Below are 13,918 nucleotides of genomic sequence, written 5' to 3'. Positions count from 1 at the left end.
CTCGAAAAAACAGGTAGGAGACTGACGAGCGACCCGATCCGGACCTCGTTAGGGCTGCTTCCTTCCGGACCTGACCCGGTTGGCGAGTGGCTCGTCCACCGCCAATCTCCCGGTCCCTATTTGGGGCCAAAGCCGCCGGAAAGCAAGCGGCCTGACCCGGCTTTGTAAGGCTGGCTTTGTGGGACTTGTCTGGGAACACGGAAAGGCATTATTTGCCCCCCATGCCCGCCTCCAATTGGTCGCTGCACTCGCAGCTCAAGAAGGACACCATCGACATCGGCGATCTGCCGCTGTCGAAGGTGCTGGTCATCAAGGACGCGCATTATCCCTGGCTGCTGCTGGTGCCGCGACGGCCCGACGCGGTCGAGATCATCGATCTCGACGAGGTGCAGCAGGCGCAGCTGATGACTGAGATCTCCCGTGTCTCGCGCGCACTGAAGGAGATCACCAAATGCGACAAGCTCAACATCGCCGCGCTCGGCAACCTGGTGCCGCAGCTTCACGTCCACATCATCGCACGCCGGACCAGTGACGCGGCCTGGCCACGGCCCGTGTGGGGCGTGATGCAGCCTTTGGCCCATGACGCCACCGAGGTGCAGAATTTCATCAGCGCGCTCCGCCGCAAGATCTGGTTGGGTTGAAAGAACGAGAAATGTCAGCATTCGACGCGTTTCCGCTGGGGCAGCCGGCCTTCGTCACCAACATCCTCGACCGCGCCGCGCATCTGCGCACCAACGACGAGAAGCTATTCGCGCTGGAAGGCCATCGCGAGGCTAGAGCCTACGTGATCTATCGCGACTCGCTGGTCGTGAAGCAGGAGGACGGCGGGGCCCGCGCACTGCTCTCGCTGGAGGAAGCCCGCAGTTACGGCGCCAATCCCGGCACGATCTTTCTCGGGCTGCGCGACGCCGCGCCGATCTTCGGCATGGGGATCGCGCCGCAGGCGGCCGAGAAGCTGGTCGGACGCAGCGACGTCGCGATAACCGAGTTGCGCGGCATGGCGATGCAGGGGGCGCTTCCGCCACAGGAGCTGTCGGCGATCGCGATGGCGAAGTCGATGGTGAGCTGGCATCAGCGCCACGGCTATTGCGCCAATTGCGGCACGCGTACAGCAATGAAGGAAGGCGGCTGGAAGCGCGACTGCCCGGCCTGCAAGGCGGAGCACTTTCCGCGCACCGACCCGGTCGTGATCATGCTGGTCGCCTCCGGCGACAAGTGCCTGCTCGGCCGCCAGAAGCAGTTTCCGCCCGGCATGTATTCCTGCCTCGCCGGCTTCGTCGAGGCGGCCGAGACCATCGAGGACGCGGTGCGCCGCGAAATCCTGGAAGAATCCGGCATTCGCTGCACCGACGTGCAATATTACATGACCCAGCCCTGGCCCTATCCGTCATCGCTGATGATCGGCTGCAGCGCACGGGCCGTGAGCGAGGACATCGTCGTCGATCGCATGGAGCTGGAAGACGCGCGCTGGTTCACGCGCGAGGAGGCGGCCCTGATGCTGACGCGGACGCATCCCGACGGGCTCGCCGGCCCGCATCCCTTCGCGATCGCTCATCATCTGCTCGGGCGCTGGGTGCACGACAAGAACCCGTTGGACAAATAGCGGGAACCGGACATCGTTCTGCCGATTAAGCTGGACACAGTTCTGGCAGTAACGGAACCATTGCGACGGATCCCCGCATGAATTTTCAGAACGGCGCCCCGAAAGTCCCGCCCCGCATCCTCTGCATCGGCCTGCCGGTGCGCGACCTGACCTTTCGCGTCAGCGTTCCGGCGCGCGGCTCCAAGGAGAACGCGACGCATTTCGACGAGATCTGCGGCGGCAATGCGCTGAACGCCGCGATCGGCATCGTCCGGCTGGGCGGGCGTGCTTCGATCTGCGGACCGATGGGCGATTCGCAGGAGACCTCGAGCCGCTACATCTTCGACAAGCTCGCCCAGGAAGGCATCGAGACCAATCATCTGATCCACATGCCGAACCTGGTCACCCCGATCTCGGCGATCATGATCGACGACAGCGGCGAGCGCACCATCGTCACCTTCCGCGATCCGGAGCTCTGGAAGGTCAAGCTGCCGCCGACCGAGCTCTTGCTGGAGGATTGCGCGGCGATCCTGACCGAGAGCCGCTGCGCGCCGTTCTGCACCGAGCTTTGCGCCGAGGCGGTCAAGCGCGACATCCCGGTGGTGGTCGACGTCGACCGCGCGATGTCGATGCGGGAGGGACTGCTCACCGCCTCCTCCCATCTGGTGTTCTCCAGCGAGCCGCTGCAGGAGACCGCCGACGTCACCGACGACGGCCAGGCGCTGCACAAGCTCGCCAAGCTCACCCCGTCCTTCCTGGCCGGCACCCGCGGGCCGATGGGCACGATCTGGCTCAACGAGAACGGCGAGCTCGAGGAAACCCCGGCCTTCCCGGTCCATACCGTCGACACGCTCGGGGCCGGCGACGTGTTCCACGGGGCCTTCGCCCTCGCCATCACCGAGAAGCAGCCGCTACGCGACGCGCTCCGCTTCGCCTCGGCGGCTGCAGCGCTGAAATGCACTCGCTTCGGGGGTGCTTATGCCGCACCGCAACGTACTGAAGTTGAAGAGTTTTTGGGTCAGCACGCCGACGCCAAGCCGGCCTGAGCCGCCACGAATCGCTTGATTTGGAAGATTCTTCTCTATATGAGGGATATTGAACCTTCATATGGAACTTTCTTCTATGACCGATGTCGCCATTCAGCTTCATGACAACAGCCGCCGCCTCGATGCCATCGACCGCAAGATCCTGACGGTCCTTCAGGAGGATGCCTCCCTCTCCGTGGCCGAGATCGGCGACCGCGTCGGCCTGTCCTCGACCCCCTGCTGGAAGCGCATCCAGCGCCTGGAGGCCGACGGCGTGATCATCAAGCGCGTGGCGCTGGTCGACCAGAACAAGATCGGACTCGGCATTTCCGTGTTCGTGTCGGTCGAGAGCGCCGATCACTCGGACGCTTGGCTCAAGCGGTTCGCCGAAGCCGTCAGCGCCATGCCGGAGGTGATGGAGTTCTATCGCATGGCCGGCGACGTCGACTACATGCTGCGCGTCGTGGTCGCGGACATGCAGGCCTATGACGTGTTCTACAAGAAGCTGATCAGCGCGGTGCCGCTGAAGAACGTCACCTCGCGCTTCGCGATGGAGAAGATCAAGTCGGTCACTGCGCTGCCGGTGCCCGCGGCGTAAGCGCCGCCGCACAATCCCACACGATAGGTCGATACGCTCCCAGGTAGTTGGCGCGTTCGGCATTTACCTGAAGTTAGCGGCGGCAGCGGTATTCTGCTGCGATGAAGCCGGGGGACATCATCCCAGCGAAACGACGGCCCGCCTGGCTGGGCGCGGCCGCATTGCTGATCGCGAGCTGGATCGCGGTCGCAACGCTGTCGTTGCAGGTGCGTGCGGGCAGCGATGTGGTGGCCGTGGCCTTTCCGCCATGGTGGCGCGCCGAGCGCGTGCTGCTGGCCGCCGCATCCGCCGATGCGTCGATCGTTCGGATGACCGCGATCCCGGCCCTGCTGGTGGTGCGGCCCGATCGCAATGGCGGGCTGAGCCGGCTGTACGAGGCCGGCGCCTTGCTGACCATGGATCCGCAGGCGATCGCCGGCTGCTTCAGGGCGTATGACGATCTGGGGGTTGGGGATGACCTTCGAAGGCGATGAAATGGCCGCCCTGCGCGAGACGGCCAGCAAGATCCTGCTCGTGGTGCTGTGGCTGCACGTTCCGATCGCGATCATCGTCGGCATGACGCTGCACACCGACTGGCTGATGCCGGCCGGCTTCATAGTCGCGATGGCGCTGGCCGCGACGGTGTCGTGGCGCGTCTCGGGGAACGGCGTTTCAACGCGCCTGATCGTTGCCGTGGCCTTGATGGCCGGCGTGTCGATGCTGGTCTACCAGTTTGCCGGGCACCGCTGGCAGGTCGACATGCACATGTATTTCTTCGCCGCGCTGGCGTGCCTCGTCGCCTATTGCGACTATCGGCCGATCGTCGCCGGCACTTTGGCTGTTGCCCTGCATCACCTGACGCTGAATTTCATCCTGCCGGCCGCGATCTATCCCGGCGGCGCCGATTTCGGTCGCGTCGTTCTCCACGCCGTGATCCTGCTGATCGAGGCCGGCGTGTTGATCTGGCTCGCGCACACGCTTGCCGAACTGTTCAGGACGTCGGCGCTGAAGGCGGCGGAGGCCGAGGCCGCCGGAGCCGCCGAGGCGCGCGCCAATGCCGAGCGCATCGAGGCCGAACGCGCCAAGCACGATCGCGATGCCGCGCGGCGCGAGCTCGCCGCCGGCTTCGAGCGCAAGATCGGCGAGGTCGTCGAGGCCGTCGCGGTAGCGGCGAGCGCGATGCAGGACCTGTCGGCGACGATGAACGGCAGCAACGCGGAAACCATCCGCCAGGCCACCGCCGCCGCCTCCGCATCGACGCTGGCCTCCAGCAATGTGGAAACCGTCGCGTCCGCGACCGAGGAGCTGACGGCCTCGATCAACAACATCGCCGAGCAGGTGACGCGCTCGGCGCGGATCGCCGCCAAGGCCGCCGACGAGGCACGCCGCACCAACGGCGTCGTCGAAGGCCTTGCCGCCGGCACGCAGAAGATCGGCGAGGTGGTGACGTTGATCCAGAGCATTGCCAGCCAGACCAACCTCCTCGCGCTGAACGCGACCATCGAAGCGGCGCGCGCCGGCGAGCATGGCCGCGGATTCGCCGTGGTCGCGAGCGAGGTCAAGGCACTGGCCAACCAGACCGCCAAGGCGACCGAGGAGATCTCGGCCCAGATCCAGGATATCCAGAGCGCGACCGGCGCGGCGGTCAGCGCGATCGGGAGCATCGGCACCACGATCGCGGAGATCGACCAGGTCTCCGGCGAGATCGCGGCTGCCGTCGATCAGCAGGGCGCGGCGACCCGCGAGATCTCCAGCAATTTGCAGCAGGCGGCCGATCGCACGCGGGACGTCAACAAGGGCATCCTCAACGTCAACCGCGCCTCCGAACAGGCCGGCAGCGCGACCGCACAACTGCTCGATGCGGCCAACGGCCTGTCGTCGCAGTCGGAGTGGCTGAAGACCGAACTGGACCGCTTCCTGGCTTCGCTGCGGGCGGCGTGAGGACTGTCATCGGCTGGTCCCGTCTACGCCGAGACTTCGACGACGCCACGAGTGCGCAGCGCGCCGAAGCTTAGCGGAGGCGGCAATCCGGGTGATGACAGGTGTGGGGGACTAAGACTCCTTCCGCTTGTCGTCCCTGCGAAAGCAGGGACCCATACGCCGCGGCGGATGCGATGGACGGGACCCGTCGTTCCGGCGTCGCGCAACAATGAACTTCGGTGGTTATGGGTCCCTGCTTTCGCAGGGACGAGATCGAATTTGATTTGGCATCGCCGGCCAATCAACGCGGTGTAGTCGCCCGCGAAAGCGGGCGATGACGAGTTGGTTCGCGGAAAGCCCGCCTCAGATCTTCTGGTTGTACTCGCCGACCTCGGGATGCGTGCGCAGCACGCTGTTCACCATCTCGAACATGTCGTGCATGCGCTGCTCGGAGACCGGGCTCTCGACCACGACGACGAGCTCGGGCTTGTTGGAAGAGGCGCGCACCAGGCCCCAGCTGCCGTCCTCGACCGTGACGCGGACACCGTTGACGGTGACGAGATCGCGGATGTTCAGGCCCGCGACCTTCCCGCCCTGCTGCTGCAGTGCCTCGAAGTGCTTCACGACCTTGTCGATGACGCCGTATTTGACCTCGTCGGCGCAATGCGGCGACATGGTCGGCGACGACCAGGTCTTCGGCAGCGCGTTCTTCAGGTCGGCCATCGACTTGCCGGGTGCGCGATCGAGCATGTCGCAGATCGCGATCGCCGAGACCAGGCCGTCGTCATAGCCGCGTCCATACGGCTTGTTGAAGAAGAAATGGCCGGACTTCTCGAACCCCGCCAGCGCGCCCGTCTCGTTGGTGCGGCGCTTCATGTAGGAATGGCCGGTCTTCCAATAGGCGGTCTTGGCGCCCTGCTTCTGCAGCACCGGATCGGTGATGAACAGGCCGGTCGATTTCACGTCGACGATGAACTGCGCGTCCTTGTGGATCGCCGACATGTCGCGCGCCAGCATCACGCCGACCTTGTCGGCGAAGATCTCCTCGCCGGTGTTGTCGACCACGCCGCAGCGGTCGCCGTCGCCGTCGAAGCCCAGGCCGACATCGGCCTTGTGATGCAGCACCGCGTCGCGGATCGCGTGCAACATCTCCATGTCCTCGGGGTTCGGGTTGTATTTCGGGAAGGTGTGGTCGAGCTCGGTATCGAGCGGGATCACCTCGCAGCCGATCGCCTCCAGCACCTGCGGCGCAAACGCGCCGGCGGTGCCGTTGCCGCAGGCCGCGACGACCTTGAGCTTGCGCTTGAGCTTCGGACGATTGGTGAGATCGGCAATGTAGCGCGCCGGATAATTCTCGTGGAACTGGTAGGAGCCGCCAGCCTTGTTCTTGAACTCCGCGTTGAGCACGATCTCCTTCAGCCGCGTCATCTCGTCGGGACCGAAGGTCAGCGGGCGGTTGGCGCCCATCTTGACGCCGGTCCAGCCATTGTCGTTGTGCGAGGCCGTGACCATGGCGACGCAGGGCACATCCAGGTCGAACTGCGCGAAATAGGCCATCGGCGTCACCGCAAGGCCGATATCGTGCACCTTGCATCCCGCGGCCATCAGACCGGAGATCAGCGCATACTTGATCGAGGCCGAATAGCCGCGGAAATCATGACCGGTGACGATCTCCTGCCTGACGCCGAGCTCGGCGATCAGCGCGCCCAGCCCCATGCCGAGTGCCTGCACACCCATCAGGTTTATTTCCTTCTGGAACAACCAGCGCGCGTCATACTCGCGAAAGCCCGTCGGCTTCACCATCGGCTCGGATTCAAAGGCATAGGTGTTCGGAACCAGCACGGATTTCGGCTTGGGAAACATGGGTCGGCCTTATGGTCGTATACGGAAAGACGTCGCCGCAGCCTTTAGCGAATGCATCGCCGCAGCGGAAGGCAGGATTGACGGCTTGTGGCTAATAATTGCGGCAGATTTGGCCTCGGCGAAATACTGTCGTCATCCACCCATCCTTGCCCGGCAGCGCAATATGCACGCTGTCGCGCCCTACGAGTTGGTTGACCGCCAATCGCTCCGACCCAGCATGGTTTCTGCAGGGGGGCCAGGGAAGGACAGGCATTGCCGTGCGGTTGTTATTTCAGCCGCTCCCGGCGCTCTGCAATCTGCGCATCGAATAATTGACACGTCGGGCAACTCACCGATATATTTTCATCGTCGCAACAATTAAGCCCGCACCGGAAAATCCGCTGCGGGCTTTTTGAATCGGACAGGCCGCTGTCAGCCAGTACACTGCCGAGCGCGCCGAAATTGGCCACCGCAGCGAGCCGAACTGGCTGATAGCCAGGGCCGCCCCCACCGACAGACGGGCGCCCCGGCGAAGACGATGGGCAAGCCGAACCGGAAGCGACACTTCCGCGCCATTGCGCAGCCATCCTTTAAGCACTTGCCTTCAGACATCTAAAGCCAACCCAGCCCTCTCCGCGAGGTGCGGTCACGCACGGGCTCGCCCGAAACTGTCCGCAATATCTGTAGGTAATGATCATGCCTGATTACTCTCTGGTGCCGGTGGATCATCAGCCGGACTTCGATGACTACTCGCTCGTTCCCGTTGACCACGATCCGTTCGCCGCGGATCGCCTTGCTCAACAGGCGCAGATTCAACAGCCGCCGACACCAACTCAACCAGCGCAGCCACAGCCGCAAACCCAGCGGCAACAGCCCGCGACAGGAGCCGGTCAGCCTGGCGTCAATGGGCCAGCGACTGGCAACAGCCCCAGCGGATCGGGTGGCATCGTCGGCATCAAGCGCTTCGGCGGCGACGAAGGTGGTGACTATCCGAGCCGCAATGCGGGGATCGGTTTCGAGAGCGCGGAACGCGCATGGGACGCTGCCCGCAAGGAAATGATAGACCTTGGTACCCAACATTACCCGGAAGAGACCAAGAGCAGGGGTTTCATCCCGGAGTTGGGCGTGGAAATTCATAAGCGCAACGGACTATATTACTACGATCAGATAGCGCGCGGATTCCAAGACGGAGCGCTCGGCGGTGGTGTGGGGTTTGGCGATAGCGGTGCAGTGGCACGTGGGCACATGCACTGGGATAATCAGCACGAGAGTGATGGAGATCTAAACAATGCGAAAGCCTACTCCCAGAAAACTCCGGATTATCGAGCGTGGGTTGGATCTTGGGATGGGAGCTATTTGTATTGGCTTCACGGCAAGCCGACGGGGTCGAGAATGCCTGATTGGAATCGATACAAATATTGAGTCATGCCGATGAAAATGTTCGCGCTCGCGGGAGCCTTATGCCTTCTGCTCACCAGTTCAACGGTATGCAAGGCAAACTCCGGCCCCTGGTGTAAGCCGGATGTCGTGACTTTGACTTTCAAAAATCAACAAGGCGGGGATCTTGCGAGGATCGAACTTCGCACCCTCAAGGCAGTTTGCGACCGAAACCCGGAAAAAAAAGGGTTTGGGGTAGGCCTCGAACGGTCGATGCGCATTGAACACAATGGACAATGGACCGATGTGCCGAAAGAGTGTCTATCCGTTTTTGCTTTTGGCGTAGATGAGGTGTCGCTATCAGGTGACGATCGCGGTCTAGGCATAGCTATTATTGGGAAACCGACGGAGAGAGACGAGAGTTTAAAAGTCTCGATATTCAAACACGGTGACGAAGTCTTTTGCTCTCAGGTCGTGCGCTGCCCGAATCTCGACGATCCGCCCGACTATATTAGAGAGTGCAGTAGGGATTTGCGGTGAGCACGCCGGGAGACCGGCTCGACACTCTGCGAAACCGCCTCAGTGGCCCGAATTTCTGCCGAAATGGGGACCTGGTCCGCATCACAGGGGAAGACGGCGCGGCTTCGAAACGCCGGAATCAATGTCGATCCGCGCTTCGCATCACGGAGGAAGCATCCAGCGGAAGACTTGGGTAGGCTTTGATGCCAATCGGACTTACTGCTCCAGCAACAATTTGCCGTTGGCGTATTCAAAGCGCTTCAGCTTGGACAGGAAGGAGAGGCCGAGCAGGTTCTCCGAGAGGGCCGTGTCCGGCAGCACCATGGCATCGACGTCGCGCACGATGAGGCCGCCGACGTCGAGCATGGCGATACGGGTGCGCGCGGCCTTGATGGTGCCGTTGGCCGTGGAGACGGTGGCGGTGTACTCGCCGCGCGAGGGGCGCAGGCCGAAGCGGGCAGCCGAGGTCTCGTTCAGCGCAACGACGGAGGCGCCGGTATCGACCATGAAGCCGATGCGCTGGCCGTCGATCCGGCCCTCGGTCTGGAAATGACCGCGAGGATCGGGCGCAATGCTGACCGTGCGGGCGCTGGCCTGCGCCACCGTGACGGCTGGGGCCATGGTCTGCTTTGTGGTGGTCGCGGCGGCGGGCGACATCTTGCTGGCCATCTGAGCCATGAAGGTGCCCAGCCCGATCAGGATGGCCGCGAAAATCATCAGGTTACGCATGACACCATACTCGGAAAACCGAACAAGCAATTTCACCACGCCGCTCGCCCCGCCGCGAGCGAGGGCGGCGGCACGAGCCTGCCATTTTGGCGAAAAGGATGAGCGAAGGGTTAATGCGCGCGCCGAGGGGCGGCCGAATGACGTCGGTCGCCCGCGAGGGCCGCAATTTTCCGACCCCAGGGCAGATCTAAGGCCGTCTCTCAGGCCGTCTCTCAGGCCGTCCTGGCGACCGGGCTCGGCATCGCAACGCGCAGCGCGTAATAGACCGCGCCCGCGATTCCGACGCCGAAGAACCAGCCATAGACCGCCCACCACGCCGGCAGGATCGAGGTGAAGTTCGGCAACACCGACGAGAACAGCGCCCCGATGCCAGCCGCGATCAGCGCGCTGACGTTCCAGCCGTTCTGGAAGCGATATTCACCGTTCTCCTGATACAGCGCCGGCACGTTCACGCGGCCTTTGGCGATCAGATAATAGTCGACCATCATGACGCCGAAGATCGGCCCCATCGTCGCGCCGATCAGCCCGACGAACGAGGCGGCACTGCCCTCCCAGGGCGCGAACGGATACAGCGCCAGCGCGATCAGCGCCGCGATGTAGCCGCCCTTCTTGAAGTCGATATGCCGCGGAAACACGTTGGAGAAATCGAACGCCGGCGAGACGAAATTGGCGACGACGTTGATGCCGAGCGTCGCCACCGCGAAGGTGACCGCGGCGAGCAGCGCCAGGAACCAGCTGTCGAACTTGGCCGAGATCTGGTCGGGATGCAGCAGCACCTCGTGGTAGACGTTGAACGCCGCGATCGTGGTGACGCCGGCGACCAGCGAAAACAGGACCAGATTGACCGGCAGGCCCCAGATATTGCCCTTGCGCAGCGCCTGCACGTCAGGCGCATAACGCGAGAAGTCGCAGAAGTTGAGATAGAGCGCGGCGAAATAGGTGATCCAGGTCGCGGCGACGGCGCAGAGCGCCGGGAAAGAGCCGGGCACGCCGGGCACCCCGGCTTCCTTGGTCTTCTCCAGCAGCACGTCCTGCGGGATCGGCGCGGTGAGCGAGATGCCGCCGGCCGCGATGCAGAGATAGATCGCAAGGATCAGCATCATCAGCCACACCGCAGGTCCCGCCCAGTCCTGGAAGCGGCGGACGGTTTCCATGCCGCGCTGGATGATCAGGAGCTGCAAAGCCCAGATCACGACGAAGCAGATCACTTCGAGCGTGGAATGGCCGAGCATATGGCTGGATTGGTGGAATGCCTTGAAGCTGTCCATCCGGGTCAGCAGCGCGACGATCGCGCCCGAGGCCGCGGCGGTCTGCGCGCCGTACCAGAAGCAGGCGACGATGGCGCGGACCAGCGCCGGAATGTTGGCGCCCCAGACCCCGAACGAGGCGCGCGCCAGCACCGGATAGGGCACGCCGGTCCTCACGCCGGCATTGCCGATCAGGCTCATCAGCACGAAGATCACCAGCGAGCCGACGCCGATCGCGAGGATGAAGTTGACGAAGCTGCCGCAGAGCAGGAACAGGCTGGCGGCGAGATAATAGCCCCAGAGGCTGTGCACGTCCGAGGTCCAGACGTTGAAGATGCTGAAGGCGCCCCAGTTGCGTTCTTTGGCCGGCGCCAGGTCTTCGTTGTACAGCGACGGCGATGCGTTCTTGATCTCCACGGTGGCCTCCCCAAACTGCGAGCCCGTGATCCCATCCCAGCGTGCAAATCTAACCACCGTTTGCGGACGCTCGCCAGCGCCGAACTCAATCCTCTCGTCATGCCCGGCCTTGTGCCGGGCATCCACGTTCTTCTGGACACGCAGGCAAGACGTGGATGGCCGGGACAAGCCCGGCCATGACGAAGAACGACCTTACGTCCCGCGCGGCTTCGCCCGCCGGGTCGGCAGCGCATTGGCAGGATCGTCCGGCCAGGGATGGCGCGGATAACGGCCGCGCAGGTCGGAGCGCACGGCGGCGTAGCTGCCGCGCCAGAAACCGGGGAGATCGCGCGTCACCTGCACCGGACGCTGGGCTGGCGACAGCAATTCCAGCACCAGCGGCACCTTGCCCGCGGCGATCGAGGGATGGGTGTTGAGACCGAACAGTTCCTGGAGCCGCACCGCAATGGTCGGCCCCTGCTCGGCCTCGTAGTCAATCGCGAGCGCGCTTCCGGTCGGCGCCTCGAAATGGGTTGGTGCCTCGCGATCCAGCCGCGCGCGCATGTCCCAAGGCAGCAGCGCCATCAACGCGTCGGAGAGATCGCCCGCCGAGATGTCCTTGAGGGCGATCTTGTCGTAGAGCGCCGGCACCAGCCAGTCATCGGCACGCGCGGCGAGCGCGGTGTCGGAGAGATCGGGCCAGGCCTCGCCCTCGGCCTTGCGCAGGAACATCACGCGGTCGCGCCATTGCTTGGAGTGTTTCGACCACGGCAACCGGTCGAACCCGGCCGCGATCAGGCCGTCGGCGAAGATGCGCGCGGTCTCGGCCGAGGGCGACAGCGACATCGGTGCTTCCGACAGCGTGATCGCGTGCAGCGAACGCCTGCGGCGGGCGCGCAGCGCCATCGCGCCGCGGTCGAACGTCACCTCCTCCACATTCTCGATCTGGTCGGCGAAGCGCTGCTCGATCTCCTCCTGGGTGATCGGCGCCGCCAGCAGGATGCGGCCGCTCGCGGCCGTGCCGGTCAGCTCGGCAACCGCGATATAGGGCAGCCGCGCCAGCGCCGCGGTCTGCTCGACGGCGGCGCCGCGGCCATTGGCCAGCACGAAGCTGCCATTGCCGCGGTTCCTGGCGACGCGATCCGGAAATGCGAAGGCCAGCATGACGCCGGTGGAGAGATCCTTCTGCTCGCCGGCCGCCGACCTCGCCTGCGCGGCCCAGCGCGCCGCCATGCTGCGGGCGCTCGATGCGCGCTGCGAGCGATCGCGGCGGAAATGGTCGAGCCTGACGTCGAGATCGACGCTGTCGCCGCCGAGCCCGCGCTCGGTGATGATGGCGGCGATCTCGGCGGCGGCCTCGCCGCCGCCCGCACGATGCGAATCCACGATCATGCGCGCCAGCCGCGGCGGCAGCGCCAGCGAACGCAGGCTCTTTCCTTCCTCTGTCATGCGGCCATCGCCGTCGAGCGCCCCGAGCTCCGACAGCAGCGATTTGGCTTCCTTCAGCGCCGGTCCCGGCGGTGGATCGAGGAAGGCAAGGCCCGAGGGATCAGTGACGCCCCATTGCGCGAGATCGAGCACCAGAGAGGACAGATCGGCGCTGAGGATTTCCGGCTGGGTGTAGGCTGCGAGCGCGGCCGTCTGCGGCTCGTCCCAGAGCCGGTAGCAGACACCGGGCTCGGTGCGGCCGGCGCGGCCGCGGCGCTGGTCCACCGCCGCGCGCGAGGCGCGCACGGTCTCGAGCCGGGTCAAGCCGATGTCGGGCTCGTAACGCGGCACGCGGGCGAGACCGGAATCGACCACGATGCGCACGCCTTCGATGGTGAGCGAGGTCTCGGCGATCGAGGTCGCCAGCACCACCTTGCGCGAGCCCTTGGGCGCCGGCGCGATGGCGCGGTCCTGCACGGCGGCATCGAGCGCGCCGAACAGCGGCACGATCTCGATGGAGGCGTCGTGCACGCGCTCCCCGAGAAAGTTCTGGGTGCGGCGAATCTCGGCGGCGCCCGGCAGGAACGCCAGCACCGAGCCGCTGTCGGCGCGCAGCGCCGACGCAATCGCATCCGCCATCTGCCGCTCGATCGGCGCGTCCGCCTTGCGGCCGAGATAGCGCGTCTGGACCGGAAAGGCGCGGCCCTCGCTTTCGACCACCGGCGCGTCGCCGAGCAGTTTTCCGACGCGTGCACCGTCGAGCGTTGCCGACATCACGAGGATCCGCAGGTCCTCGCGCAGGCCGGTCTGCGCGTCGCGCGCCAGCGCCAGCCCGAGATCGGCATCCAGCGAGCGCTCGTGGAATTCGTCGAACAGGATCGCGGCAACGCCCGACAGTTCGGGGTCGTCGAGGATCTGGCGGGTGAAGATGCCTTCGGTCACCACCTCGATGCGCGTGGCGCGCGAGATCTTCGAGCCGAAGCGGACGCGATAGCCGACGGTCTCGCCGGCCCGCTCGCCGAGCGATTTGGCCATGCGATCGGCACTGGCCCGCGCCGCGATGCGCCGCGGCTCCAGCACGATGATCTTCTTGTCCTTCGCCCAGGGCGCATCCAGCAGCGCCAGCGGCACCCGCGTGGTCTTGCCGGCGCCGGGCGGCGCCACCAGCACGGCGGCGTTGTTACCATCGAGCGTGCGATCGAGCTCATCGAGCACGGCGTCGATCGGCAGCGGGCTATCGAATTGGCGCGGCAAGGACTTTTCATCACCGCAGCGG

Annotated in this window: 12 protein-coding genes and 1 other RNA gene; 8 read left to right on the top strand and 5 right to left on the bottom strand. The window is 64.9% G+C overall.

From position 1 onward, the window contains the following. Nucleotides 1-13 precede the first annotated feature (13 nt). An RNA gene (gene ffs / locus RX327_RS03640) (signal recognition particle sRNA small type) lies at nt 14-110 on the bottom strand. A gap of 111 nt (nt 111-221) precedes the next feature. On the opposite strand from ffs, the gene RX327_RS03635 reads away from it, so the two are divergent. The 6 genes from RX327_RS03635 (at nt 222) to RX327_RS03610 (ending at nt 5,125) form a co-directional block, all read left to right on the top strand. Further along, the gene (locus tag RX327_RS03635) at nt 222-641 is read left to right on the top strand and encodes an HIT family protein (protein ID WP_317249499.1); all 420 of its coding nucleotides are present in this window, start codon (nt 222-224) and stop codon (nt 639-641) included. Nucleotides 642-652: 11 nt separating this feature from the next. After that, complete coding sequence (nudC, locus tag RX327_RS03630) at nt 653-1,603, top strand: NAD(+) diphosphatase (protein ID WP_317249498.1); 951 nt, start codon at nt 653-655, stop codon at nt 1,601-1,603. Nucleotides 1,604-1,680: 77 nt separating this feature from the next. Then, nucleotides 1,681-2,628 (top strand): sugar kinase, encoded by a 948-nt coding sequence (locus tag RX327_RS03625; protein ID WP_050385043.1) that lies wholly within the window; start codon nt 1,681-1,683, stop codon nt 2,626-2,628. 76 nt (nt 2,629-2,704) lie between these two features. Further along, complete coding sequence (locus RX327_RS03620) at nt 2,705-3,205, top strand: Lrp/AsnC family transcriptional regulator (RefSeq protein ID WP_317249497.1); 501 nt, start codon at nt 2,705-2,707, stop codon at nt 3,203-3,205. Nucleotides 3,206-3,306: 101 nt separating this feature from the next. Beyond that, nucleotides 3,307-3,678 carry a hypothetical protein gene (locus tag RX327_RS03615; protein ID WP_050385044.1) on the top strand — a complete coding sequence of 124 codons (372 nt, stop codon included), beginning with the start codon at nt 3,307-3,309 and terminating at the stop codon, nt 3,676-3,678. Beyond that, nucleotides 3,659-5,125, top strand: coding sequence for a methyl-accepting chemotaxis protein (locus RX327_RS03610; RefSeq protein WP_317249496.1), 1,467 nt, complete (start codon nt 3,659-3,661; stop codon nt 5,123-5,125). The genes RX327_RS03615 and RX327_RS03610 overlap by 20 nt, the downstream gene beginning before the upstream one ends. Nucleotides 5,126-5,467: 342 nt before the next feature. On the opposite strand, the gene RX327_RS03605 is transcribed toward RX327_RS03610, so the two are convergent. Beyond that, on the bottom strand, nt 5,468-6,967 hold the full coding sequence (locus RX327_RS03605; RefSeq protein WP_317249495.1) for a phosphomannomutase/phosphoglucomutase: 1,500 nt from the start codon (nt 6,965-6,967) through the stop codon (nt 5,468-5,470). 675 nt (nt 6,968-7,642) lie between these two features. Between RX327_RS03605 and RX327_RS03600 the strand changes: the two genes are divergently transcribed. Together RX327_RS03600 and RX327_RS03595 are read left to right on the top strand one after the other, a co-directional pair. Beyond that, on the top strand, nt 7,643-8,368 hold the full coding sequence (locus RX327_RS03600) for a hypothetical protein (RefSeq protein ID WP_152977642.1): 726 nt from the start codon (nt 7,643-7,645) through the stop codon (nt 8,366-8,368). A 9-nt stretch (nt 8,369-8,377) separates the two neighbouring features. Next, nucleotides 8,378-8,863, top strand: a complete 486-nt coding sequence (locus tag RX327_RS03595) for a hypothetical protein (RefSeq protein ID WP_152977643.1) — start codon at nt 8,378-8,380, stop codon at nt 8,861-8,863. 195 nt (nt 8,864-9,058) lie between these two features. Here the strand turns inward: RX327_RS03595 and RX327_RS03590 are convergent, their stop codons facing one another. The 3 genes from RX327_RS03590 to hrpB form a co-directional block, all read right to left on the bottom strand. Further along, entirely contained in the window at nt 9,059-9,571 is a 513-nt protein-coding gene (locus RX327_RS03590; protein WP_317249494.1) for a TIGR02281 family clan AA aspartic protease, read from the bottom strand. Nucleotides 9,572-9,783: 212 nt separating this feature from the next. Then, complete coding sequence (locus tag RX327_RS03585) at nt 9,784-11,235, bottom strand: NCS1 family nucleobase:cation symporter-1 (protein ID WP_050385090.1); 1,452 nt, start codon at nt 11,233-11,235, stop codon at nt 9,784-9,786. Nucleotides 11,236-11,427: 192 nt separating this feature from the next. Further along, nucleotides 11,428-13,896, bottom strand: a complete 2,469-nt coding sequence (hrpB, locus tag RX327_RS03580; RefSeq protein ID WP_317249493.1) for an ATP-dependent helicase HrpB — start codon at nt 13,894-13,896, stop codon at nt 11,428-11,430. Between the last annotated feature and the right edge of the window lie 22 nt (nt 13,897-13,918).

The organism is Bradyrhizobium sp. BEA-2-5 (assembly GCF_032918025.1).
In the GTDB taxonomy this organism is placed as follows: Bacteria; Pseudomonadota; Alphaproteobacteria; order Rhizobiales; family Xanthobacteraceae; genus Bradyrhizobium; species Bradyrhizobium pachyrhizi.
The sequence above is the reverse complement of the archived record's forward strand: the minus strand, read 5'-3'. Positions and strand labels throughout refer to the sequence as shown.